General features: G+C 73.7%; 25 protein-coding genes. 10 read left to right on the top strand and 15 right to left on the bottom strand.

Going from position 1 to position 23844, the window contains the following annotated elements; genetic code table 11:
• The first annotated feature begins 35 nt into the window (after positions 1 to 35).
• The 3 genes from Sri02f_RS06795 to Sri02f_RS06785 all read left to right on the top strand — a co-directional run bounded on the left by Sri02f_RS06795 (position 36) and on the right by Sri02f_RS06785 (position 4237).
• Complete coding sequence (locus Sri02f_RS06795) at positions 36 to 1571, top strand: S8 family serine peptidase (RefSeq protein ID WP_109000152.1); 1536 nt, start codon at positions 36 to 38, stop codon at positions 1569 to 1571.
• A gap of 139 nt (positions 1572 to 1710) precedes the next feature.
• Positions 1711 to 3168, top strand: a complete 1458-nt coding sequence (locus tag Sri02f_RS06790; protein WP_109000151.1) for a CoA transferase — start codon at positions 1711 to 1713, stop codon at positions 3166 to 3168.
• Between the two features lie 118 nt (positions 3169 to 3286).
• Entirely contained in the window at positions 3287 to 4237 is a 951-nt protein-coding gene (locus tag Sri02f_RS06785) for a CopD family protein (protein ID WP_109000150.1), read from the top strand.
• A 46-nt stretch (positions 4238 to 4283) separates the two neighbouring features.
• Here the strand turns inward: Sri02f_RS06785 and Sri02f_RS06780 are convergent, their stop codons facing one another.
• From Sri02f_RS06780 to Sri02f_RS06765, 4 genes are all read right to left on the bottom strand, one after another.
• Positions 4284 to 5327 (bottom strand): zinc-dependent alcohol dehydrogenase family protein, encoded by a 1044-nt coding sequence (locus Sri02f_RS06780; RefSeq protein ID WP_109000149.1) that lies wholly within the window; start codon positions 5325 to 5327, stop codon positions 4284 to 4286.
• A gap of 36 nt (positions 5328 to 5363) precedes the next feature.
• Entirely contained in the window at positions 5364 to 6038 is a 675-nt protein-coding gene (locus Sri02f_RS06775; protein ID WP_109000148.1) for a lysoplasmalogenase, read from the bottom strand.
• Positions 6035 to 6928 (bottom strand): sterol desaturase family protein, encoded by an 894-nt coding sequence (locus tag Sri02f_RS06770; RefSeq protein ID WP_109000147.1) that lies wholly within the window; start codon positions 6926 to 6928, stop codon positions 6035 to 6037. Before Sri02f_RS06770 ends, Sri02f_RS06775 begins: the two co-directional genes overlap by 4 nt.
• Before the next feature lie 132 nt (positions 6929 to 7060).
• Complete coding sequence (locus Sri02f_RS06765) at positions 7061 to 7771, bottom strand: VIT1/CCC1 transporter family protein (RefSeq protein WP_109000146.1); 711 nt, start codon at positions 7769 to 7771, stop codon at positions 7061 to 7063.
• 415 nt (positions 7772 to 8186) lie between these two features.
• Between Sri02f_RS06765 and Sri02f_RS06760 the strand changes: the two genes are divergently transcribed.
• The 5 genes from Sri02f_RS06760 (at position 8187) to Sri02f_RS06740 (ending at position 13061) form a co-directional block, all read left to right on the top strand.
• Entirely contained in the window at positions 8187 to 9197 is a 1011-nt protein-coding gene (locus Sri02f_RS06760; protein ID WP_109000219.1) for a DEDDh family exonuclease, read from the top strand.
• Positions 9198 to 9276: 79 nt separating this feature from the next.
• Positions 9277 to 9510, top strand: coding sequence for a metallothionein (locus tag Sri02f_RS06755; protein ID WP_079142445.1), 234 nt, complete (start codon positions 9277 to 9279; stop codon positions 9508 to 9510).
• Between the two features lie 92 nt (positions 9511 to 9602).
• On the top strand, positions 9603 to 10394 hold the full coding sequence (locus Sri02f_RS06750; protein WP_109000145.1) for an SURF1 family cytochrome oxidase biogenesis protein: 792 nt from the start codon (positions 9603 to 9605) through the stop codon (positions 10392 to 10394).
• A 118-nt stretch (positions 10395 to 10512) separates the two neighbouring features.
• Positions 10513 to 12300, top strand: a complete 1788-nt coding sequence (locus Sri02f_RS06745) for a glycoside hydrolase family 15 protein (protein WP_109000144.1) — start codon at positions 10513 to 10515, stop codon at positions 12298 to 12300.
• Positions 12301 to 12305: 5 nt separating this feature from the next.
• On the top strand, positions 12306 to 13061 hold the full coding sequence (locus tag Sri02f_RS06740; protein ID WP_109000143.1) for an SDR family oxidoreductase: 756 nt from the start codon (positions 12306 to 12308) through the stop codon (positions 13059 to 13061).
• A 105-nt stretch (positions 13062 to 13166) separates the two neighbouring features.
• Here the strand turns inward: Sri02f_RS06740 and amaP are convergent, their stop codons facing one another.
• From amaP to Sri02f_RS06715, 5 genes are read right to left on the bottom strand one after another with little or no spacing between them, the layout of a single operon-like run.
• Positions 13167 to 13745, bottom strand: coding sequence for an alkaline shock response membrane anchor protein AmaP (gene amaP, locus Sri02f_RS06735; RefSeq protein WP_109000142.1), 579 nt, complete (start codon positions 13743 to 13745; stop codon positions 13167 to 13169).
• Positions 13746 to 13750: 5 nt separating this feature from the next.
• On the bottom strand, positions 13751 to 14383 hold the full coding sequence (locus tag Sri02f_RS06730) for a DUF6286 domain-containing protein (protein ID WP_109000141.1): 633 nt from the start codon (positions 14381 to 14383) through the stop codon (positions 13751 to 13753).
• A complete protein-coding gene (locus tag Sri02f_RS06725; protein ID WP_109000140.1) occupies positions 14380 to 14799 on the bottom strand; it encodes an Asp23/Gls24 family envelope stress response protein in 420 nt (139 codons plus the stop codon). The genes Sri02f_RS06730 and Sri02f_RS06725 overlap by 4 nt, the downstream gene beginning before the upstream one ends.
• Positions 14796 to 14981: a hypothetical protein gene (locus Sri02f_RS06720; RefSeq protein ID WP_109000139.1), complete on the bottom strand. Its 186-nt coding sequence runs from the start codon at positions 14979 to 14981 to the stop codon at positions 14796 to 14798. The genes Sri02f_RS06725 and Sri02f_RS06720 overlap by 4 nt, the downstream gene beginning before the upstream one ends.
• Before the next feature lie 55 nt (positions 14982 to 15036).
• Positions 15037 to 15522: an Asp23/Gls24 family envelope stress response protein gene (locus Sri02f_RS06715; RefSeq protein ID WP_109000138.1), complete on the bottom strand. Its 486-nt coding sequence runs from the start codon at positions 15520 to 15522 to the stop codon at positions 15037 to 15039.
• 97 nt (positions 15523 to 15619) lie between these two features.
• Between Sri02f_RS06715 and Sri02f_RS06710 the strand changes: the two genes are divergently transcribed.
• Positions 15620 to 16333 carry a nucleopolyhedrovirus P10 family protein gene (locus tag Sri02f_RS06710; protein ID WP_109000137.1) on the top strand — a complete coding sequence of 238 codons (714 nt, stop codon included), beginning with the start codon at positions 15620 to 15622 and terminating at the stop codon, positions 16331 to 16333.
• A 21-nt stretch (positions 16334 to 16354) separates the two neighbouring features.
• Here Sri02f_RS06710 and Sri02f_RS06705 read toward each other — a convergent pair whose 3' ends face one another.
• From Sri02f_RS06705 to abc-f, 3 genes are all read right to left on the bottom strand, one after another.
• Positions 16355 to 17158: an enoyl-CoA hydratase/isomerase family protein gene (locus tag Sri02f_RS06705; RefSeq protein ID WP_109000136.1), complete on the bottom strand. Its 804-nt coding sequence runs from the start codon at positions 17156 to 17158 to the stop codon at positions 16355 to 16357.
• A 119-nt stretch (positions 17159 to 17277) separates the two neighbouring features.
• Positions 17278 to 17499: a helix-turn-helix domain-containing protein gene (locus tag Sri02f_RS06700; RefSeq protein WP_004002281.1), complete on the bottom strand. Its 222-nt coding sequence runs from the start codon at positions 17497 to 17499 to the stop codon at positions 17278 to 17280.
• 322 nt (positions 17500 to 17821) lie between these two features.
• Entirely contained in the window at positions 17822 to 19420 is a 1599-nt protein-coding gene (abc-f, locus tag Sri02f_RS06695) for a ribosomal protection-like ABC-F family protein (RefSeq protein WP_109000135.1), read from the bottom strand.
• A gap of 348 nt (positions 19421 to 19768) precedes the next feature.
• On the opposite strand from abc-f, the gene Sri02f_RS06690 reads away from it, so the two are divergent.
• Complete coding sequence (locus tag Sri02f_RS06690; protein WP_109000218.1) at positions 19769 to 20182, top strand: VOC family protein; 414 nt, start codon at positions 19769 to 19771, stop codon at positions 20180 to 20182.
• A 20-nt stretch (positions 20183 to 20202) separates the two neighbouring features.
• Here Sri02f_RS06690 and Sri02f_RS06685 read toward each other — a convergent pair whose 3' ends face one another.
• The 3 genes from Sri02f_RS06685 to Sri02f_RS06675 all read right to left on the bottom strand — a co-directional run bounded on the left by Sri02f_RS06685 (position 20203) and on the right by Sri02f_RS06675 (position 23779).
• The gene (locus tag Sri02f_RS06685; protein ID WP_174855597.1) at positions 20203 to 21639 is read right to left on the bottom strand and encodes a hypothetical protein; all 1437 of its coding nucleotides are present in this window, start codon (positions 21637 to 21639) and stop codon (positions 20203 to 20205) included.
• Between the two features lie 171 nt (positions 21640 to 21810).
• On the bottom strand, positions 21811 to 22947 hold the full coding sequence (locus Sri02f_RS06680; protein WP_109000133.1) for an alpha/beta hydrolase: 1137 nt from the start codon (positions 22945 to 22947) through the stop codon (positions 21811 to 21813).
• A 100-nt stretch (positions 22948 to 23047) separates the two neighbouring features.
• A complete protein-coding gene (locus tag Sri02f_RS06675) occupies positions 23048 to 23779 on the bottom strand; it encodes a class II aldolase/adducin family protein (RefSeq protein ID WP_109000132.1) in 732 nt (243 codons plus the stop codon).
• Positions 23780 to 23844 lie beyond the last annotated feature (65 nt).

Here is a 23844-nt window from a genome sequence, read left to right as displayed (position 1 = left end):
GGCCAGGTCCCGTTTCCGGATGATGTGGAGACCCCATGGCTCATCTGCCTTCCAGACGCCGCCTCGCTCTCGCGGTGCCCGTCGTACTGTCGCTGACCGCCTCCCTCGGCTTCCTGCCGACGGCGGCCTCCGCGACCCCCGTCACGGCGTCCGCCATCCAGGCGGCCGACGACGCCGGAACCCTGGCGTACGTCGTCAACACGAAGGCCGACCACGGCACGATCCGGAAGGTGAAGAAGGCGATCGCGGAGGCCGGCGGCACCGTCGTCGCGGCCTACGACAAGATCGGCGTGCTCGTCGTCCATTCGGCGAACCCCGGCTTCGGCGCCAAGATACGCGCGGCGCGCGGCGTGCAGTCGGCCGGCGCGACCCGGACGGCGCCGCTGAGCGCCGCCGGGACCACCGACGAGGGGGCGGCCCAGGTCCTCTCCAAGGCGGAGGCCGCGAAGATCGAGAAGGCGTCCGACGCGGCGGGCCAGAGCGAGCCGCTCGAGGCCGACCAGTGGGACCTGCGGGCGATCGGCGCCGACAAGGCCGCCACGATCAACCCCGGCAGCAAGAAGGTGACGGTCGCCGTCATCGACACCGGCGTCGACGACACCCACCCGGACCTCGCGCCGAACTTCTCGGCGTCCCAGTCGGCGAACTGCGTCGGCGGCGTCGCGGACACCACCCCCGGCGCATGGCGCCCGTACAACCCGGCCGAGGACTACCACGGGACCCATGTGGCGGGTGAGATCGCCGCGGCCCGCAACGGCATCGGCGTGTCGGGCGTCGCGCCCGGCGTCAAGGTCGCCGCCATCAAGGTGAGCGACCCCAAGGACGGCCTCTTCTACCCGGAGAACGTGGTCTGCGCGTTCGTGTTCGCCGCCGACCACGGCGTCGAGGTCACGAACAACAGCTACTACGTGGACCCGTGGCTGTACAACTGCATGGACGACCCCGACCAGCGGGCCATCGTGGACGCGGTCAACAGGGCCCAGCTGTACGCCCAGAGGAAGGGCACGCTCAATGTGGCCTCCGCGGGCAACTCCAATCACGACCTCGACTCCGACGCGCTCCAGGACGCGTCCAGCCCCGACGACTCCACGCCGGTGACGCGTACGGTCGACCCGCACGAGTGCTTCGACGTCCCGACCCAGCTGCCGGGCGTCGTCACGGTGAGCGCGACGGGCGTCAAGGGCACGAAGTCGTACTACTCCAGCTACGGCCTGGGCGTCGTCGACGTCGCGGCGCCGGGCGGCGACAAGTTCCAGATCCCGGACACGCCGTCGGCCAACGGCCGCATCCTGTCGACGCTGCCGAACAACGCTTACGGATTCCTGCAGGGCACCTCGATGGCGTCCCCGCACGTGGCCGGCGTGGCCGCGCTGCTGAAGTCGACGCACCCGCACGCGAGCCCGGCGCAGCTGCAGGCGCTGCTCAAGCTGCAGGCCGACGCGACGAGCTGCCCGACCGAGCCGTACGACGGTGACGGCAACGGCGTCGTGGACGCCACGTGCGTGGGCGGCAAGCGCCTCAACGGTTTCTTCGGCTTCGGCGTCGTGAACGCGCTGCGCGCCGTGAAGTAGCGGCCCGGATCGGGCGAAGGACGGGCGTTTCGAGGGCCGGGCGGACTTCCGCCCGGCCCTTCGCGCGTGCGGCGGCATCCTTGCGCGGTGTCCGCCCACGGCACATATATTGATTGAATCAATACTGCATCATTGAGTCATGACTGACATCAAGGTGGCTTGGTCGGCACTCGGCGGCGATCCCGCCCTCCTGGCCCGCGTGTCGACCGTCGTCCGTGAGGACGCCCTGCCCGCGCGGCTTCCCGTGCGGGACCTGGCACGGGCCTGTGTCGGGGCGTGCGCGCTGGCCGGCGCCGAGCTGGCGGCGCGACGGGCCTCTCACGGCCGGACGCCCGCGGTGCGGGTGGACGACGACGCCGTGGCCACCGCGTTCGTCAGCGAGCGGCGGCTGCTGATCGACGGACGGGCGCCCGTCCTCTTCGCCCCGCTCTCGCGGTTCTGGCGGACGGCCGACGGCTGGGTGCGGACCCACGCCAACTACCCGCACCACCGTGAGCGGTTGCTGCACGCGCTGGGGCTGCCCGCGGACGCCGGTCCGGCCGCCGTGGACAGGACGCTCGCCGAGCGCGCCGCACTGGACGTGGAGGACACGGTGTACGCGGCCGGCGGCCTGGCGGTCGCCCTGCGCACGCCCGGGGAGTGGGCGGCGCACGCCCAGGCCGCCGCGATCGCCGCCCGCCCCCTGGTCGAGCGCGGCCGGCTCGACGCGGCACACACGCGTACCTTCACGCCGCTCGACGGGACTCCCCTGCTGCCCGCGGCGGGCCTGCGCGTGCTGGACCTGACCCGGGTCCTCGCCGGACCGGTCGCCACCCGCACCCTCGCCCTGCTGGGCGCGGACGTCCTGCGCGTCGACGCCCCCGGCCTGCCCGAGCTCGTCGACCAGCACGCGGACACGGGTTTCGGCAAGCGTTCGACGCTGCTGGACCTGACGGCCGACCGGCGCGCCTTCGAGGAGTTGCTCGGGTCGGCGGACGTGGTCGTCACCGGCTACCGGCCGGGCGCTCTGGACCGGTTCGGGCTCTCCCCCGAGGCGCTGGCGGAGCGCCGGCCCGGGCTGGTGGTGGCGCAGGTCTCGGCATGGGGCGCGTACGGGCCGTGGAGCGCGCGCCGCGGATTCGACAGCCTGGTGCAGGTCGCCACCGGCATCGCCGCGACGGAGGGCTCCGCCGAGCGGCCCGGCGCACTGCCGGCGCAGGCCCTCGACCACGGGACCGGCTATCTGCTGGCCGCCGCCGTCCTTCGCGCGCTGACCGAGCAGTCGCACGAGGGCGGCAGCCGGTTCGTCCGGCTGGCGCTGGCCCGGACGGCGGCCTGGCTGACCGAGGGCGCCCGGATGGGCGAAGACGAGGGCAAAGGGACGCCCAAGGAGGAGACGGCCGCCGAGGGGGCCCGGGGACGGGGCGCGGAGAGCGGAGAGGGACACGGCGAGCAGGGCGGGGCCGACCGGGCCGGCCCGGAGTCCCGGCTCGGGGAGGCCGAGGGCCCGATCGGGCGGCTGCGGTACGCCCTGCCGCCGGTGTCGTTCGACGGCGGGCCGCACGACTGGGCGCGGCCGCCGGGACCTTGGGGAGCGGATCCGGCGCGCTGGCTCTGAGCGGATCCGGGCGCGCCGGCTCGGAGCGTGTCCGCGGCCGGACGCGGCCGGACAGCCCGCCGCAGGCCCACCCGCATCCAACTTGCCCCGTTTTGTGGCGCATGGTGAAGATCCTGGCATGGCCCTCATACGACCGACCGCAGCGACCGACTCCGCGCCCCGAACCGGCTTCGGCCGGGCGGTGGCCCTGCTCGCCCTGGTCGGGCTCGGGGCACTGGTCCCGCTGCTCGGGCCGCCGGTCGCCGCCCACGGCACGGGGCAGAGCACGGCGTCGGACTCCGGTGCGGTCGCACTGCTGCGGGCGGCCCTGTTCGCGGCCCTGAGCGTGCAGGCGGGCGAGCTGTTCGTGACCGGCCTCGCCCGACGAGTGCCCAAGGCCCCGCCCGCCCGGCCCTGCGGCTGGGCGCCGTACGCGGCGGTCGTGGGGTTCGCGGCCGCGGCGGCCGCCGGGGAGCTGGCGCCGCACGGCCATGGCTCGCGGACCGGCGTGCTCGCGCTGGTGGAGGCGATCGCGTTCGCGGTGGCCGGGCTCTGTGCACTCTCCCACCGGCCGAACCGTCAGGCGTGGCCGCTGGCAGCGGTCGTCCTTGCGGAGGCGCTGCGCGCCCACCCGCCGACCGAGCCCGCTCCCCTGCTCGGATCCGCTCTGACCGTCGTGCATCTGACGTGCTCGGCGCTGTGGGCGGGCGGTCTGCTGACCGTGCTGCGCACACTGCGCCGGTGGGACGGGGCCGCGGCGGGCGGCGCGCTGCTCGGCCTGTACGCGCGCGTGGCGGCCGTGCTCTTCGCCGCCGTCACCGCGACCGGACTGCTCAGCTCGCTGCGTCGGATGCCCTCGGGTCCGCTGTTCGACCTCTTGACCACGACGGCGTACGGGCGCGTGCTGCTCGCCAAGGTGCTCGTGGTCGGCGCGGTCGCCCTGCTCGCCCTGTGGGCGCGCACGCGGCTGCGCCGGTCCCCCGACCCGCTGGCCGCCTGCTCCCCCGCGCGCGTGGAGGTCGTCGCGCTGGGCGCGGCGGTCGCGGTCTCGGGGCTGCTGACAGCCGTGCCGCTGCCCGTCAAGGGTTGACGGGCAGCAGCGCGGGATCAACTGTTGAGCGCCGTCGGAGCGCCCGTCAGTTGGTCACCATGACCTTGAGGGCGGTGCGCTCGTCCATGGCCTTGTAGCCGTCCGGGACGCCCTCGATGCCGACCGTCAGGTCGAAGACGGGCGACGGGTCGATGGCGCCGCTCAGGACGTCGGGCAGCAGTTCGGGGATGTAGGCGCGGACCGGGGCGACGCCGCCGCGCAGCGCGATGTTGCGGTCGAACATGACACTCAGGTCGAGGCCGGTGCCGCTGCCGTGCGGGACACCGACGAAGCCGACGGCGCCGCCGTCCCGGGCGACCTCGAGCGCCGTCCGCATGGACTGCTCGGTGCCGACCGCCTCGACGACCGCGTGCGCGCCCTGGCCGCGGGTGAGTTCGCGGACGGCCTCGACCGCCGCGTCCCCGCGCTCGGCGACGACGTCGGTGGCGCCGAAGCGGCGCGCGATGTCGGTGCGCGCTCGGTGGCGGCCCAGCGCGATGATCCGCTCGGCGCCGAGCCGCTTGGCGGCCAGGACCGCGCACAGGCCGACCGCGCCGTCCCCGACGACGGCGACGGTGGCGCCGGGCCGGGCGCCGGCGCCGAGGGCCGCGTGGTGGCCGGTGCCCAGCACGTCGGAAAGGGTGAGCAGGGCGGCCAGCAGACGGTCGTCGGAGGCCGCGTCCTTGGGCAGTCCGACGAGGGTGCCGTCGGCGAACGGCACGCGCACGGCCTCGCCCTGACCGCCGTCGTACCCGACGGAGCCCCAGAAGCCGCCGTGCTCGCAGGACGTCGTCAGACCTTCCCGGCAGTAGTCGCAGACGCCGTCGGACCACATGAAGGGCGCGACCACGAGGTCGCCGCGCCGCAGCGTCGTCACGTCGGAGCCGGTCTCCTCCACCACGCCGAGGAACTCGTGCCCGATGCGCTGGCCCGGCTGCCGGGACGCCTCGCCGCGGTACGCCCACAGGTCGCTGCCGCAGATGCAGGCGCGCAGCACCCGGACCACCGCGTCGGTGGGCAGCTGCACCACGGGCTCGGGTACGTCCTCCACCCGCATGTCGAAGGGGGCGTGGATGGTGGTGGCGCGCATGTCGAGGATCCTTCTCGTGCGGTGTCGTGAGGGCGCTCAGGGGGTGGTCGAGCGCACTTCACCGTACGCCGCCGCCGGGTCCTGCCGCCCGCCGAGGACGTCGAGGACGCCGCGGACCAGCAGGAACTGCGCCGCGAGGTACGTGAGCATGATCCACAGGTCGGGGCGCGGGGGCTGCGGCCAGCCGGCCACGCCGGTGGCGATGAGGGTGTCGGAGAGCAGGAACAGCAGGCCGCCGGCGCCGCCGACCGGACCGAGCCTGACGGCGGCGGCGCAGGCCATGGCCGCGAGCAGGGCGCTGTAGAGGGCCACGGGCGGCCGCAGCTCCTGGGGAAGACCGGGCCACAGCAGGACGACGGTGGCGATCAGGACGACGGCGTAGCAGGGGGCGAGCACCGCGGCCCGCGTGTGGGGACGGCCGACGCGGGCGAACAGCATCAGGTAGCAGACGTGTCCGACGGCGAAGGACGCCATGCCGCCGAGGAAGGCGGGGTCGGCGTCGGACAGCAGCAGGAGGTCGCCGCCCCAGCCGCATGCGAGAGCCGCCAGAAGGAGCCCGGGCGCCCCGCACAGGGCGGCCCAGGCGGCGAGCAGGGGCATGAGCAGCGGCTTGGCGAGGGTGTGTCCGGGGCCGAAGCCGGTCGCGAGACTGAGCAGGTCGACGGCGGTGGCGAGCGCGCACAGGGCGAGCAGGGCGCGGGAGCGGGTCACGCGGCCGTGGTTTCCTCGACGGGGGCCGCGGGGGCGCCGGGGGCGGGAGCGGAGGACGCGGGCTGCCACCCCGGGCCGCCGAAGACGCGCCCCGCCCGCTCACGCCAACTGGACGCCGCCCTCACGTCCTTGACGATCGCGACGTATTCATGAGTGGCCACCTTGATCGGGTTGAACGTGTTGATGTTCTTCGTCAACCCGTAGACGGGCCGGTCGACCTCCGGGACGAACGAGCCGAAGAGCCGGTCCCAGACGATGAGGATGCCGCCGAAGTTGCGGTCCAGGTAGCCGCCCTGGGAGGCGTGGTGGACACGGTGGTGGGAGGGCGTGTTGAACACGAACTCGAACCACCGCGGCATCCGGTCGATCCGCTCGGTGTGGATCCAGAACTGGTAGACGAGGTTGGCCGAGGAGCAGAACGCGAGCGCGGCCGGGTGGACGCCCGCGGCGACGAGCGGGACGTAGAACGGCCAGACGGTCAGCGAGGTCCAGGGCTGACGCAGGGCGGTGGTGAGGTTGAACTTCTCACTGGAGTGGTGGACGACGTGACAGGCCCACAGGACGCGGATCACGTGGTGGCCGCGGTGGGACCAGTAGTAGAAGAAGTCCTGCGCCAGCAGCATCAGCGGGAGCGTCCACCACAGGACGGGCACGCGCAGCGGTGTGAGCTCGTAGACCGCCGTGTAGATCGCGACGATCGGGATCTTCCAGACGAGGTCGAAGACGAGGCTCCCGAGCCCCATGCCGACGCTCGTCACGGCGTCCTTCGTCTCGTATCCGGCCGCGGCGCCCTCGTCGGCGGGATGCAGCCGGAAGCTGATCACCTCGACCACGGTGAGCAGCACGAAGGCGGGTATCGACCACAGCACGACATCGGGCAAATTCGGCATGTGGGCAACGTAGAACCGCCGGTGGCCTGCGGCTAGACGTTGTTACCGACAAGTATTACCGGGGGTATGCGCTTGCTTGTTGGTGATCCTCGCCAATCCGCCCGGGCGAGGGGCGAGCACTTCACGCCTCCTTCACACCCCGGCCGCCCCCAGCAGCGCTCCGACCGCGTACGTGACCCCCATGGCCAGCGCCCCGCCGCCCATGTTGCGCAGCACCGCCCGGCCCGCCGCGGCCGAGCCCAGCCGGGCACTGCTCCAGCCGGTGCCGGCCAGCGCGACCAGGACCGACGCGACCGTGACCGGGAGCCGCCAGTCGACCGGCGGGAGCACGATGGCGAGGAGCGGCAGCAGGGCGCCGACGGTGAAGGCGAGGAAGCTCGCCCAGGCCGCGTGCCAGGGGTTGGTGAGGTCGTCCGGGTCGATGCCGAGCTCGACCCGCGCGTGGGCCTTCAGCGCGTCCCGTTCCGTCAGCTGCTCGGCGGCCTCCCTGGCCACCTCACTGGACAGGCCCCGCTCCCGCAGCAGCTCGGTCAGCTCGTCCAGTTCGGCCTCCGGCTGCTCGCGCAGCTCACGGCGTTCCAGCGCGAGGGCGGCCTGTTCGGAGTCCCGCTGCGTCGACACGGAGACGTACTCGCCCGCCGCCATGGACATCGACCCGGCGAGCAGACCGGCGAGGCCGGCCGTCAGCAGCGCCGAACGGCTCTCCGTGGCGCCGGCCACGCCGACGACGAGGCCCGCGGTGGAGACGATGCCGTCGTTGGCGCCGAGCACGGCGGCGCGCAGCCAGTTCAGCCGGGAGCCGAGCGAGCCCTCGTGGGCCTCGGCATGGGTTGGTTCCGTCACAGGACGGAGGATGACACCCCGGGGAGCGCGGACCCCGCACCGACGCCACCCCCACCCCCACCCCCTCACCCGCTCACCCGCTCACCCGCTCACCCGCTCACCCGCGAGAGCAAATACGGCAAGCACTACCAATCCACACGAGAAAGTCATGAAGGCCTCCTAAAAGCCGCGAAGAAGCATGAAGACTGCCCAAGAGTACTGAAAGAACCCATAAGCCCGCGAAGTTCAGGAGAGTCCTGTGCGCGGACACCCGAACCGGCACTCCACGCATGGCAGTTGAGGTTCCTTCAGCCGGGGGCCGGACACACGCGCGTGTGCGTGACACGAACTGCCGTACGCCCCGGACGGCTTGTCCCGCCCTCTCCCCGGGGCAGGTGCGGCGAGCTGTCAGTGGGGGCCCGTATCCTCAGTGACCATGCTCGAAGACCACACGACGACAGCGTCGTCCCCCACGGAGTGGCCGACCGCGTACCCCCAGGGGTACGCGGTCGTTGACGTGGAGACCACCGGCCTGGCCCGGGACGACCGGATCATCTCCGCCGCCGTCTACCGGCTGGACGCGCGCGGCGAGGTCGAGGACCACTGGTACACGCTGGTCAACCCGGAGCGCGACCCGGGCCCGGTGTGGATACACGGTCTGACGAGCGACGTGCTCGACGGCGCGCCCCTCTTCCAGGACGTGGCCGAGGAGTTCGCCGCGCGGCTCGACGGGCGGGTGCTCGTCGCGCACAACGCGGTCTTCGACTGGCAGATGATCGCGCGGGAGTACGCACGCGCACAGCGCGAGGCGCCGGTGCGACAGCGGCTGTGCACGATCGCGCTGTCCAAGGAACTGGGCCTGCCGCTGCCCAACCACAAGCTGGAGTCGCTGGCGGCCCATTTCGGGGTCGTACAGCAGCGGGCGCACCACGCGCTGGACGACGCGCGCGTGCTCGCGGAGGCGTTCCGGCCGAGCCTGCGGGCCGCGGCGGCGGGCGGCGTCCGCCTGCCGCTGCTCGAGTGCCGGCCGCTGACGGAGTGGACCGACCGGCCCACGCCCAGGATCGGCCAGCAGGCGAGCGGTCCGGGCGGCGGCTTCGGCGGCTACGGCGCGTACCGTCCCGGCACTTGGCGGCCGTCGCGCAAGAGGCCCGCTTGCCCGCATCCCAACCCGGGGCGGTACGAGGACGGCAAGAGGCTCAAGCAAGGCATGCGGGTCGCCTTCTCGGGAGACACGTCGGTCGAGCGCGAGCTGCTGGAGGACCGCGCCGCCGAGGCCGGGCTGCACGTGGCGACGAGTCTGTCCCGGCTGACCAGCCTGCTGGTCACCAACGACCCCGACTCGGGCACGTCGAAGGTGGTGAAGGCGCGGCAGTTCGGGACGCCGGTCGTCGACGAGGCCGCCTTCGGTCAGCTCCTGCGGGACGTGGAGCCCGCCGACGGGTGACCGTGCGTACGGGTGATTGCCACGCGACTCGCCCGTCGCCCGCTCGCCCGCGCGCGGCCGACGGCTCACCCTGTGGCGCATGGCGAGATGCGAAGTTTGCGGCAATGACTACGGAATGACCTTCGAGGTGCACGCGCAGGGCGCGATCCATGTCTTCGACTGCTTCTCCTGTGCGATCCACCGCATGGCCCCCATCTGCGAGCACTGCCGGGTCCAGATCATCGGCCAGGGCGTCGAGGTGGAGGGGCACTGGTACTGCGGCGGGCACTGCGCCCGCGCGGAGGGCAGGGTGGGCATCGTCGACAAGGTGTGAGCTGCTCCGGAACCCGTCCGCGACGCCTCCCCGAGGGGTTGCATACGGCACCCGGCCGAGTACACCCCACGACCGAGTTGTACGGTCGTGGGGTGTACCGCTTCCTGTTGTCCCGGCAGTGGGTGATCCTCACGCTGGTCTCCCTCCTCCTCATCCCCACGATGATCAGGCTGGGCTTCTGGCAGATGCATCGCTACGACGAGCGCACCGCGCGCAACCAGCTGGTCTCCGACGCGTTGGGCGCCGACGCGGTGCCCGTGGAGACCCTGACCACCCCGGGACACGACGTCACCCGCACCGAGCGGTACCGGAGCGTGACCGCCACCGGAGCCTTCGACACCGGGCACGAGGTCGTCGTCAGGCGCCGGGTCAACGCCGACGAGACGGTCGGCTTCCACGTCCTGACCCCCTTCGTGCTGACGGACGGCAAGGTGCTGCTGGTCAACCGGGGCTGGATCCCCGCGAACGGCGCCAGCCAGAGCGACTTCCCCCTGATCCCGGCGCCGCCCCACGGCCGGATCACCGTCACCGGACGGCTGATGCCCGACGAGACCACCGCGGCCAGCGGCATCAAGGACCTCAAGGGCCTGCCGGACCGGCAGGTCATGCTGATCAACAGCGAGCAGGAGGCGCGCCGCCTGGGCGCCCGGGTGCTCGGCGGCTACATCGTGCAGACGGCGCCCGAGCCCAAGGGCGACACCCCGGAGCTGCTCGGCCCGCCCGGCAGCGAGGACGCGGCCCTGAACTTCGCGTACGCCATCCAGTGGTGGCTGTTCTCCGCGGGCGTCCCCTTCGGCTGGCTGACCCTGGCCCGGCGCGAGGCCCGCGACCGTGCCGCGGCCGCCGCGCAGACCGCGGAGCGGAACGAGCCCGCCCCGGTGTAGCGCGGGCCCGCGCGGGCGCACTCGCGTCGACCACGGGCCCGCCGTCGGTGCGGGCGGCCCGTCACCCGGCCGGCCGCACCCCTGATTGCCGTCCGGGTCCGCCGGGAACCCGGACCCCGTGCACCCCCGCATCGAGGACTACGCCCTGATCGGCGACGAGCAGACCGCGGCCCTGGTCGGCACGGACGGTTCGGTCGACTGGCTCTGCCTGCCCCGCTTCGACTCCGGGGCCTGCTTCGCCCGGCTCCTCGGCGACGAGGACAACGGCCACTGGCGCATCGCCCCGCAGGGCGAGGAGGGCGCATGCACCCGGCGCGCGTACCGGCCGGACACGCTCGTCCTGGACACCGAGTGGGAGACCGCCGGAGGCGCGATCCGGGTCACCGACCTGATGCCCCAGCGCGACCGGGCTCCGGACGTGGTGCGCATCGTCGAGGGGCTGCGCGGCCGGGTGACCGTCCGCAGCGTCCTGCGGCTGCGGTTCGACTACGGCTGGGTCATCCCCTGGATGCGCCGGGTCGACGGCCACCGTGTGGCGATCGCGGGACCCGACTCGGTCTGGTTCCGCAGCGAGCCGGAGGTGCCCACCTGGGGCGAGGACTTCACCACGTACTCCGAGTTCACCGTCGCCGAGGGCGAATCCGTCGCCTTCGTGCTGACCTGGCACCCCTCGCACGAGTCCCGCCCACCGCTCGTCGACCCGTTCGAGGCGCTGCGCGTCAGCGTCGACGACTGGCGGGACTGGGCCGCTCGCTGCCGCTACGGCGGACCCCACCGGGACGCCGTGGTGCGCTCCCTGATCACCCTCAAGGCCCTCACCTACGCGCCCACCGGCGGCATCGCCGCCGCGCTGACCACCTCCCTGCCCGAGGAGCTGGGCGGGGTCCGCAACTGGGACTACCGCTACTGCTGGCTGCGCGACTCCACCCTCACCCTGGGCGCGCTCCTGGCGGCGGGCTACGAGGACGAGGCCGAGGCGTGGCGCAACTGGCTGCTGCGCGCCGTCGCGGGCGATCCGGCCGACCTGCAGATCATGTACGGCCTGGCGGGCGAGCGCCGGCTGCCCGAGAGCGATCTGCCGTGGCTGTCGGGCTACGGCGGCTCCACGCCCGTGCGGATCGGCAACGGCGCCGTGGACCAGCTGCAGCTGGACGTCTACGGCGAGGTCATGGACTCCCTGTCGCTGGCCCGGACCGCGGGGATGTCGCCCAAACCGCACATGTGGTCGTTGCAGTGCGCGCTGATGAACTGGCTGAGCGAGAACTGGCGGCAGCCGGACGAGGGCCTGTGGGAGGTGCGCGGCGGCCGGCGCCAGTTCGTGCACTCCAAGGTGATGGTGTGGGTGGCCGCCGACCGGGCCGTGCGCGCGCTGGAGGAGTATCCGAAGCTCAAAGGCGACCTGGAGGGCTGGCGGGCGCTGCGCGACGACGTCCACCGCGAGGTGTGCGAGAAGGGCTACGACCCGCGGCGCAACACGTTCACCCAGTACTACGGATCGGCCGATCTGGACTCCGCGCTGCTGCTCATCCCGCGCGTGGGCTTCCTGCCGCCGGACGACCCGCGGATCGTGGGGACCGTCGACGCGGTCCGCGACGAACTCGGGCACAGCGGTCTGGTGCGCCGCTACAGCACGGACGGCGCGCCCGTCGACGGGCTCCCGGGCGACGAGGGCGCGTTCCTGGCCTGCTCGTTCTGGCTGGCGGACGCGCTGCACATGACCGGCCGCAGGGAAGAGGCGCGCGAGCTGTTCGAGCGGCTGGTGGGGCTGGCCAACGACGTGGGGCTGCTGGCGGAGGAGTACGACCCGGTGGCCGGCCGGCATCTGGGCAACTTCCCGCAGGCGTTCAGCCACATCGGCCTGGTGAACACCGCCCTCGCACTGTTCGGCGGCGAGGAGGCAGGATAGGGGCCATGGATCTTGGACTGAAGGACCGGGTGTACGTCGTGACCGGGGCCACGCGGGGCCTCGGCAACGCCGCCGCGCGCGAGCTCGTCGCGGACGGCGCGAAGGTCGTCCTGACCGGGCGGGACGACAAGCGCGTCGCCGAGGCGGCGGCCGAGCTGGGGCCGAACGCCGTCGGCGTCGCCGTGGACAACGCCGACCCCGACGCGCCGGCCCAGCTGATCGCGGCGGCGCGGGACGCCTTCGGCGGGTTCGACGGGGTGCTGGTGAGCGTGGGCGGCCCGCCGCCCGGGTTCGTCGCGGACAACACGGACGAGCAGTGGCAGGCCGCGTTCGAGTCGGTCTTCCTCGGCGCGGTCCGGCTGGCGCGGGCCGCGGCGGCCGAGTTGGAGGCGGGCTCGGTCATCGGGTTCGTGCTGTCGGGATCGGTGCACGAGCCGATCCCGGGGCTGACGATCTCCAACGGCCTGCGGCCGGGGCTCGCCGGGTTCGCCAAGTCGCTCGCCGACGAGCTGGGGCCCCGCGGGATCCGGGTCGTGGGGCTGCTGCCCGCGCGGATCGACACCGACCGGGTGCGTGAGCTGGACGCGCTGTCGGCGGATCCCGAGGCGACCAGGACGGCGAACGAGTCCCGCATCCCGCTGCGCAGGTACGGCGCCCCGGAGGAGTTCGGCAGGGCGGCGGCGTTCCTGCTGTCGCCGGCGGCCTCCTATCTGACGGGCATCATGCTGCCCGTCGACGGCGGTATGCGACACGGCTTCTGACGCACGCCGGAGACGACGACACGGCCCCCGGGGCCTCGGCACGGCACCCGGGGCGGCCGGGACGGCATCTGCGGCGGTCGGGGCGGCATCCGGGCGGTAGGCGGCTCAACTGACCCTTTCCGCCTTGTGCCTGGCGCCCTTCATGCGCACCGTCGCCGGCAGTGCCCGCAGCGCCGCCGAGTCCCTCGCGTGGGCCAGGGCCTCGGCGGTCAGGCGGTTCAGCGTCGTCGCCGGATCCACGTGGGGCTCCAAAAGCAGCCGGACGTCCGCCGCGGGAGCGTCGCTGCGGCCGGTCAGCCGGGCGTGGGCGTGCGCGATGCCGTCCAGCCGGCCGGCCTCGCCCGCCAGCACGCCTTCCAGGGCCCTGCCCCGCAGCAGCGCTCCCGCGCCGTCGCCCGTGTCGACCAGGACCTCGCCGAGCCGGCGACGGCGCAGGACCGCGGCCAGCCACCACAGGGCCAGCAGCACGAGGAGGGCCAGAGCGGCGAGGACCGTCGGCCACCACCAGGCCTCGCCGCGCCAGCGGGTGCGTTCGGCGGTGGTGAGGAGGACGTCGTGGCGGCTGTCGTGGATCCACCACGAGGGCGGCGAGGCGCCCAGTCCGACGGCCAGCACCGCGCCGCCGACGGCGAGCAGCGCCAGCCCGATGACCCCCACGAGCACCCGGTCGACGGTCCTGAGCATCGCCCTCACCCCTTCTTCCCGGGCCGGCGTACATGGACCGACAGTCCCGGCGGCCGGGCCAGGCCGAGCCCGCGGATCGCGTCGGTCAGGACGGTGTCCAGGTCCGCGTGGACGTCGTCCAGGTCCCGGAAGTGGCAGACCGCACGGACGTCGGCCCTGCGGCGGCGGACGCGCACCCGGGCCGACTGCACGCCGGCGATCTCCATGGCGCGGTCGCGGAGCACCAGTGCGGCGGCGTCCCGGTGCAGGCCCGCGCGGACGTCGGGGTGGGGGCGGCTCATGGGCAGGACGTGCCGCAGGCCCGGGGTGACGGCCAGGGTGATCAGCCACAGTCCGAGGGCGGCCGCGACGCCGGCGCCGACCAGCACCCAGACGTCGTCCAGCGGGCGCTCGGCGAGCTGGCGGGCGAGAGCGCGCCGCCAGGCCATGGCGGGCCGGTGGGCCCGGACGGCGGCGACGTCGTACAGGAAGGCGCCCGCGACGACCAGCAGCAGCACCGCGACGACGGCGGCCGGCACCCGACGCGCCGACCAGAAGCGATGGTCGGGGGGTGCGGCGGCCTGCTCGGGGACGTCGTCCTGGGCGGGCTTGTCCAGCACGGGCACCGCGCCGGCCCGCGGGCCTTCGGGCTCGCTCATCGTGTCCTCCCCTGTGCCACGCCGGGGGCAGATGCCAGGTGCAGCCGCTCCACCTGGACGGCGACCTCCGGAACCTCCATTCCCACCAACGCGCCTACCCGCTCGGCGACGTGTCGACGCACCTCGTGACAGCGGGCCCCGATGTCGGTCGGATAGTCGAGTTCCAGATGGACCCGGACGTGCGCCGCGTCCGCCGCGGGCTCCCCGGACGACCGGGGCCTCGCGTGCGGGCGGACGACGACGGTCGCGTGCGGGGGCCCGGCGTCCCGCGGCAGCGGGCCGACCGCCTCGCGCGCCGCCTGGGCGGCGACCTTCGCCACGACCCGGTCGGCGATGCGGGTCGCGCCGCGCCGGCCCGGGGGGACGGCGGCCGAGCGCCGGCCGACGCCGTCGCTCCCCTCGGTCACGGTGGTCACCTGCGGCGGTCGTCGCGGGTGCGGAACAGGTCGCCGAGGTCCAGGTCCCCTTCCAGGAACCGGCCGACGACGAACCCGATGGCGCCCAGCGCCGCCACCAGCACGAAGGCCCCGAACCCGCCGAAGTATCCGGCGAAGCCCAGCGCCATGCCGGCGATCATGCCGACCACGGCCATGCTCAAGGTGTTCTCCCCTCGGCGGCCCGGTCACCCGGGGCCGCTGCGTGTCGTGCGTGGGTCACTGGATCCGGGGCTGCTCGGGCTCCTCGTCCTCGTCGTCGGGCAGTTTGACGTCGCTGACCGCGATGTTGACCTCGACGACCTCCAGGCCCGTCATGCGCTCCACGGCCGTGATCACGTTCTCCCGCACGGCCTGCGCGACGTCGGCGATGGCCACGCCGTAGTCGACGACGATCTCCAGGTCGAGCGCGGTCTGCACCTCGCCGACCTCGGCCTTCACGCCCCGGGTGACGGACTTCGAGCCGCCGGGCACCCGGTCGCGCACGGCGCCGAAGGTACGGCTGAGGCCGCTGCCCATGGTGTGGACGCCCAGCACGTCCCGGGCCGCGAGGCCCGCGATCTTCTCCACGACCCCGTCGGCGATGGTGGTCCGTCCGCGAGTGGCCGGGTCCCCGCCGCCGCGCCGGGCCGTCTTACGGGTCTGCGGCGATTCCGTGCCGCCGTCGGGGGTCTGCGTCCGGTTCTGCTCGACTGCCTCGCTCATCGCCGTACGTCCTTACGTCCGGTTCCTTTTCGCCCCCTTACGACCACGGTAAGCGCGGTTGCCCGTCCTCGCTCCGGGGATGCGGCACGCTGGAGTAATGACGGCGGACGGATGGACGAGCGCGGTACGGCATCAGCTGGGCCTGGGCAGGCTGCTCCCCCTGGGCGGCCCGCGGGACGGTGCGTGGATCACGGAGGCGGCGGCCGGGGCGGTGCTGCGGAAGGCGGTACGCCATATGGAGGGCGTCCGGCTGGACGAGCTGCGGATCGCGCCGGCCGGCCCGCCGGGGGTGGACGAGCCCGTGGTGCCGCCTCCACCCGGCGCGCCGGCGACCGGGCCGGTGCGGGTGACGGCGGACATCGCCGTGTACGCGTCCGAGCCGCTGCCAGCGGCGGCGTCGCGCCTGCGCTCAGCGCTGGCGGCGGCCGCGACGGAGCGTCTCGGCCTGGTGGTGTCGGACGTCGACCTGCGGGTGACGGCCCTGCTGGACGAGGAGCGGGAACCGGAGGCGGTACGCCCCGGGCCCGAGCCGCCGCCGGTCGGGGCGAGACAACACGGCGACGAGGCGCGTGCGACCGTCGCCGCGCTGTCCGTGGCCGGGGTGACCCGGCTGACCGATGTCGTCGGCAGGGCGGTGCGCATCGAGGAGCGCGAACACGCGACCGCGCTGCCGCACCGCCACGCCCGCGTGGAGATCGCGGTGAGCGGGCACCACCGGGCCCTGGACGTGGCCCGGCAGGTGCGCGCGGCGGTGTCGGAGGCGCTGCCGGATCACCCGACGGTGACCGTGCTGGTCACGGCCGTGGAGTGACCGCGGTCCGCGAGAAGGCGGCTATTCGCCGAGGCCGGCCAGGTCCCGCAGCCGGCGGCCCTGGGCGGCGCGCTCGGCGGCGCGCTGTTCGTCGTAGGTGCGGTCGCCGGCGCCGCGCAGCAGGGCCTTGGTCTCGATGACGGCCTCGCGGGGTGCGGCCAGGATCGCCGCGGCCAGCTCGCGGACGGTGGTGTCGAGGTCGGTCGCGGGCACGGCGGCGTTGGCCAGGCCGGTGCTCACCGCCTCCTCGGCGTGCACGAACCGGCCGGTGAGGCAGATCTCGACCGCGCGGCCGTAGCCGACCAGGGAGACCAGGGGGTGTGTGCCCGTCAGGTCCGGTACCAGGCCGAGGCTGGTCTCGCGCATGGCGAACTGCACGTCGTCGGCGACGACGCGCAGATCACAGGCGAGGGCCAGCTGGAAGCCCGCACCGATGGCGTGGCCCTGGACGGCGGCGATGGACACGACGTCGTTGCGCCGCCACCAGGTGAAGCCCTCCTGGAACCCGGCGATGGCGGCGTCGAGTTCGGCGTCGCCACTGCGTGCGAGATTGATGAAGGACGGTTCGCCCTCGATCCCCTCGGGCGTGAACATCTGCCGGTCGAGTCCGGCGGAGAAAGACTTGCCCTCGCCGCGCAGCACGACCACGCGGACGGAGCCCGGCACCAGCCGCCCGGCTTCGGCGAGGGCCCGCCACATGGCGGGGCTCTGCGCGTTGCGCTTGGCCGGGTTGGCCAGCGTCACCGTGGCGAGCGCGTCGTCGACGGTGAGCCGTACGCCGTCCTTGTCGAGCAGGGGAACGAGTTCCTGGTCGGGCGTGGCCATGGGGCGCCTCCGGTGGGTGCGGTCAGCTAGCGGTCAGCTAAGTGACTGCACAGTAACCACCCGGCCGATCGGATCACCGACCGGGTGGCCACCGTCGAAGCCCATGGGCCGCCCGGAGGTCAGGACGAGGCGGCCTTCTTGCCTCGGGTCGCCCCGCCACGCCCACGGAGCGTGACGCCCGACTCGCTGAGCATCCGGTGCACGAAGCCATACGAGCGGCCGGTCTCCTCGGCCAGTGCCCGGATGCTCGCACCGGAGTCGTACTTCTTCTTCAGGTCTGCCGCGAGCTTGTCGCGCGCGGCGCCGGTTACCCGGCTGCCCTTCTTCAGAGTCTCGGCCACCCGTGCCTCCTCATGGGAAGTGCGCTCTGGTCTCCTCATGATCACCCCTCCGGGACGTGATGGCCACCCATTCGGCAAGGTCCGTGCGAGACGGTTTTGACGACAGGAGCGCGTCCCCACAAGCGGAAGCCATGATTCCACGTGTGCGCGTTCGTACCGCCGAACGGGTTCTTTCGCGAAGTGCCAGGTCAGAGACGCGAGACGGCCGATCCCTTGTCGACAAAGGGATCGGCCGGGAAATCGATGTATGACACACCTCGATACGAGGAGATCTCACACAGATGATGGATCACCGATGGGCCGAATGATCCATCGCCGATGATCAAGCCAGGGCGACGAGATCCGCGTAGTCGGAACCCCACAGGTCCTCGACGCCGTCGGGCAGCAGGATGATCCGCTCCGGCTGCAGCGCCTCCACCGCGCCCTCGTCGTGGGTGACGAGGACGACCGCGCCCTTGTAGGTGCGCAGCGCGCCGAGGATCTCCTCGCGGCTGGCCGGGTCGAGGTTGTTGGTGGGCTCGTCGAGGAGCAGGACGTTGGCCGAGGAGACCACGAGGGTGGCGAGGGCCAGCCGGGTCTTCTCGCCGCCGGACAGGACGCCGGCGGGCTTGTCGACGTCGTCGCCGGAGAAGAGGAACGAGCCGAGCGTCTTGCGGACCTCGACCAGATCCAGGTCGGGGGCGGCGGAGCGCATGTTCTCCAGGACCGTGCGCTCCGGGTCGAGGGTCTCGTGCTCCTGGGCGTAGTAGCCGAGCTTGAGGCCGTGGCCCTCGATGACCTCGCCGGTGTCGGGCTGTTCGGCGCCGCCGAGCAGCCGCAGCAGGGTCGTCTTGCCGGCGCCGTTGAGGCCGAGGATGACCACGCGCGAACCCTTGTCGATGGCCAGGTCGACGTCGGTGAAGATCTCCAGCGAGCCGTAGGACTTCGACAGGCCCTCGGCCATCAGGGGCGTCTTGCCGCAGGGCGCGGGCTCGGGGAAGCGGAGCTTGGCGACCTTGTCGGACTGGCGGACCGCCTCCAGGCCGGACAGCAGCTTGTCGGCACGGCGGGCCATGTTCTGCGCCGCGACCGTCTTGGTGGCCTTGGCGCGCATCTTGTCGGCCTGCGAGTGCAGTGCGGCGGCCTTCTTCTCGGCGTTCTGCCGCTCGCGCTTGCGGCGCTTCTCGTCGGACTCGCGCTGCTGCTGGTAGAGCCGCCAGCCCATGTTGTAGACGTCGATCTGGGACCGGTTGGCGTCCAGGTAGAACACCTTGTTGACGACCGTCTCGACCAGGTCGACGTCGTGGCTGATGACGATGAAGCCGCCGCGGTAGGTCTTGAGGTAGTCGCGCAGCCAGACGATCGAGTCGGCGTCGAGGTGGTTGGTCGGCTCGTCGAGGAGCAGGGTGTCCGCGTCGGAGAACAGGATGCGGGCCAGCTCCACGCGGCGGCGCTGACCGCCGGAGAGCGTGTGCAGGGGCTGGCCGAGCACACGGTCGGGCAGGTTGAGCGCGGCGGCGATGGTGGCGGCCTCGGCCTCGGCGGCGTACCCGCCCTTGGTGAGGAACTCCGTCTCCTGGCGCTCGTACTGGCGCATCGCCTTGTCCCGGGTGGCGCCGGCGCCGTTGGCGATCCGCTGTTCGTTCTCGCGCATCTTGCGGATCAGGACGTCCAGGCCGCGCGCGGAGAGGATGCGGTCGCGCGCGAGGACGTCGAGGTCGCCGGTGCGGGGATCCTGCGGGAGGTAGCCGACCTCGCCGGAGCGGGTGACCTGACCGGCGGCCGGGATGCCCTCACCGGCCAGGACCTTGGTCAGGGTGGTCTTGCCGGCGCCGTTGCGCCCGACCAGACCGATGCGGTCGCCCTTGGCCACACGGAAGGAGGCGTTCTCGATGAGGATGCGGGCGCCGGCGCGCAGCTCGATGCCGGAGGCGGAGATCACGGACAGACTCCAGAGCGGGGGTCGTTGGCGGGATGGGCGGCTGAGGACGTTCCCGCCGTCTAATGCGCGAGGAGAATGGCCATGACGCCAGTCTAACGGGACCGTGCAAGCACTTTTTCTGGGTCCAGGTGTTCGATCAGGCCGCGGCGCCGTGTTTTTGCGCGGTCCGTCCGTCCATCAGTCCAGCGGTCCGACCGGTCCCGCGCTCGGGCGCCTGCGCCGGATCCCCCGGTCAGGGGGCGTTGTCGGTGCCGGGTGCCAGACTGGGGGGCGGGTCAGGAATCCGGCATGGATCACGGCTCGGACCACAGCTCGGATCACAGCTCGCATCACAAGGGAGTGATCGGCATGGCAGCTACGAACGGCGGGCGTCCAAGCCTCTTCCCGACGGTGTTGTACGCCGACGCGAAGGCGGCGATCCGGCAGCTCACCGAGGCCCTGGGCTTCACGGAGCTGTCCGTGTACGAGGGAGAGGACGGCTCGGTCATGCACGCCGAGCTGGTCCAGGGCAACGGCGCGGTGATGCTGGGCTCCAAGGGCCGCGGCGGCGTCTTCGACACGGCGATGAAGGGCGCGGGCCCGACCGGCGTGTACGTCGTGGTGGACGACGTCGACGCACATCACCGGCGAGCCGTGGAGCACGGCGCGGAGATCCTGATGCCCCCGACGGACCAGGAGTACGGCTCGCGGGACTACATGGCCCGCGATCTCGAGGGCAACCTCTGGAGTTTCGGCACGTACGCCCCCGAGATACCGGGCTGAGCGGCCCCCGCGCGGCCCGGTCAGCTGCCCCCGGTGTGCACCTGGAAGGCGGCCCGGCGCACGGCCTTGGCCAGCGCCGGGTCCGGGTGCGCGGCGGCCAGCGCCACCAGCACCTGCACGGTGCGCGGATGCCCGACGGCCCGCACCTCCGTCAGCAGCGCCGGCACGGTCGGCTGCAGCGCGGACTCCAGGTGGCGTACGAGCATCGGCGCCTCGCCGTGGTCGGCGACGGCCGCGGCGGTGTCGACCCACAGCCAGGTGGCCTCCTGCCGGGTGAGCACCTCGTGGGCGTCCTCGGGGTCGACGCCGTCGTGTTCGGCGAGCCACAGCAGGGCGTACGGCCGCAGGGCGGGCTCGTCCACGACCGCCCGGACGTCGGGCTCGGCGGGAGCGCCCACGACGCGCAGCGCCTCGAAGGCGAGGCCGCGCAGCAGGGCGTCGTCCCCGCGGGCGGCCAGCAGCAGTTCGCTGACGGCGCTGCCGACGGTGCGGGCGGCGAGCCAGGCGCGGTACTCGGACCGGGCCGCGTTGGGGCGCAGCTGCGCGCAGCCGCGGAGCATGGCCTCGGCCGACTGCTCGATGTTCCCGGCGGGGCTCTGCGCGGCGACGCAGATCTGCTCCAGCTTGACCCAGACCGCCCAGCTGCCCAGTGGGGTGAGGGTGGCGTGTGCGTCGCCGTAGGTGAGGGCGCCCACGGAGGCGAGGGCGTGCAGGGCCCAGTCGAGGAGAGGGGCGAGTTCGGCGTCCTGGGCGGGCTCGGCCGGCTCGACGTCGGCGGAGGTGACCGGGGCGAGCGGCGTCGCGGGCTCGGAACCGGCGCTGTAGGGGACTTCGCAGCGCTCGGTGCGCAGTTCGGTCACGCGCTGGCGGAGCAGGTCCAGCAGCTGCTCGACGGGGACGGGCCCGGCGGACAGCTGGAGGAAGGAGAGCACCTGGGGCATGGCCGAGACGACCTCGGCGACCGCGCCGGGCTCCTGGTCCTCCGGTTCCGGGGAGGCCAGGGACCAGGCGTCGAACAGGGCGACCCAGCCGCGCAGGACGGCGCTGTCGTCGCGGTTCCAGGCACGCAGCCGCCAGCCGGGGCGAGCGCTGTCGCCGTGCACCTCGACGAGGCCGGCGAGCCGGGCGGTGTCCCAGTCGGCGCGGATCCGGTCGACGGTCAGGCCCAGGTCGGCGGCGGCCCGCCGCGCGGTCGCGTCGGAGAGCGTGGCCTTGCCTTCGGTGGTCGCGGCGTCTCGGCCGGGGCCGAGGGCGTTGTCGGCCCAGCGGGCGACGCGGGCCGCGGCGGCCAGTCCGGAGCGCGCCATTCTGGCCAGCTCCGCGGGCGCCGGGGTGCCCTCCGGCGGGCGGGGTGCGGGGCGGCGCGGGCGCCGCTCGTTCACAGCTGAGGGGGCGGCGGCCAGGGGTCGCGGGCGGACGAGTCGAAGCCTGGAGTCGCGCGGGATACGGGACGTCACGGGTGCAGTCTTCCGGTTGACGGTCCGAAAACCCAAACGGAATGCCGCGGCGGCCCGGTGGAGCGGCCGGCGCCCGGGGTGGATCGAGGGGGAGGCGGCGCCTTCAGGCCAGTGGTACGGCCTTAAACGGAACCCCCGCGACCGCTCGGGGCGGCCGGCCGTCGGGCGGTCTCACATCAGCGGGGTCAGGAAGCGGCGCAGCGCCTCCTCGTAGGCGGCGGGGTCGGCGTTCCACATGGCGCCGTGCGGGGCGCCCGCCACGGTGTGCAGGGTGACGAGGTCGGGGCGGCGGGCGGCGAGGCGGCGGGAGGCGCCCCAGGGGGCGACGGCGTCGTCGGGTCCGTGCACGATCAGCGTCGGGACCCGCAGCCGGTCCGGCGCGGCCGCCGCGGCCGCGGGGTCGCCGGCGCCGCCGCGCAGGCCGGTGCGGCCCTCGGCGGCGCGGACGGCGAGCGGCAGCAGCGCTCCGGGGGTGTGGCGGGCGGCGGCCAGGGCGCGCAGCGTCGTCCGCCAGTCGAGGACCGGCGAGTCCAGCACGAGCCCCGAGACGAGGTCGCGCAGGCCCGAGTCGGCGGCCGCGCGCAGCGCCATGGCGGCGCCGGTGGACCAGCCGAGCAGGACGACGCGTTCGGCGCCGTAGCGCAGGGCGTACCGCATCGCCGCGTCGAGGTCGCGCCACTCGGTCGCGCCGAGGTGGTTCAGCCCGTCCGGCGGGCGGGGTGCGCCGAGGTCGCCGCGGTAGGCGAGGGCGAGGACGGGGAAACGGCGGCGGTGCAGGAAGCCCACGACGTTCAGGGCGTGCTCCCGGGTGGCGCCCAGGCCGTGCACGGCGATCACCCAGGTGCGGCGGGCGCCGGGCACGAACCAGGCGGGCAGGTTGCCCAGTTCGCCGGGGACGTCGACGTCGGCGTGGTCGAGGCCGAGGGCGCTGCCGGGGTTGCCGACGTGCAGGTTCGGGGTCAGCCAGACCGCGTCCCCGGAGTGCAGGGAGCCGTGGGTGACGCGCTCCAGGCGGCGCACGACGGTGTCGACGGGGTGCGGGTCCGTGGGCAGGACGGGGCCGACGACCGCGTGCGTCCCGTTGCCCGACAGGCCGTAGGAGCCGGGGCGCAGGGCGGCCAGGTCGCGGGTCACGGTGATCTGTCCGGCGGCCGTGCCGTGCACGGTGAGCCGGGGTTCGGTGGGCAGGGGCCGGCCCGGCGGCGCCTTCAGCGCGGCGTCGCTGGCGAACCGGCCGGCGGCGACACTGGCGGCGCCGGCGGCCAGGGCTGCGGTGACGGCGGCGGCCGTCGCTGTGACAGTGCGCACCCGACCAGTGTCCAGGCCGACCACCGCGACGGCCAGTGGTGGGTCCGCCCGGGGTGACGCCGCACCCCGGGCACCAGGGCGCGGGGCGGCGCCTCGGCGGTCAGTTTTGCTGGCCGTAGCCCCGGAGACGGCGCGCCGCCTGCTCCACCTGGTCCTCGGTCAGCAGCGTCGGGGTGCGGCCCGGGAGCGAGGAGGCCGTCAGCCACAGGCGGCACATCCACTCCAGCTGGGCCGTGCGGTCGTAGGCCTGGTCGAGGGTGGCGCCGTAGGTGAGGGTGCCGTGGTTCTGCAACAGGCAGCCGGTACGTCCGTCGAGCGCCCGGAGCACGTGCCCGGCCAGCTCCTCGGTGCCGTACGTGGCGTAGGGGGCGACCCGGACGGGGCCGCCGAGGGCGCCCGCCATGTAGTGGACGAGAGGGAGTTCCGGGACGAGGGTCGAGACGGCCGTGGCGTGCACGGCGTGGGTGTGGACGACCGCCCCGGCGTCACGGGTGCTGTATACGGCCAGGTGCATCGGCAGTTCGCTCGTCGGGACGAGGGCGCCGAGCACCTGCCGGCCGGCGAGGTCGACGCCGGTGACGTCGTCCGGGCCGAGCCGGTCGTAGGGCACCCCCGACGGGGTGACCAGCACGGTGTCGCCGACGCGCACGGAGACGTTGCCGGAGGTGCCGACGACGAGACCGTCGGTCACGGTGCGGCGGGCCGTCGTCACGAGGGCCTCCCAGGCCCTGGCCTCCTCGGGCGTCGCGCGCCTGCCCCGGCGCTCCACCGCGCCCTGTCCGCCGTCCCCGGGATCCCGGGCGTCCGCCTGCTCGCGTCGCTGCTCAGCCATGCCGCGATCCTGCCAGGACGCCCCTGTTCCCGGGGTGAGTCGCGGCGCGTCCCGGACGTCCCGGC

The sequence above is a fragment of the Streptomyces rishiriensis genome, from assembly GCF_003112535.1.
GTDB classification, from domain to species: Bacteria; Actinomycetota; Actinomycetes; order Streptomycetales; family Streptomycetaceae; genus Streptomyces; species Streptomyces rishiriensis.
Note: the sequence above shows the minus strand (reverse complement) of the source record. Positions and strands in the feature narration are given on the sequence as shown.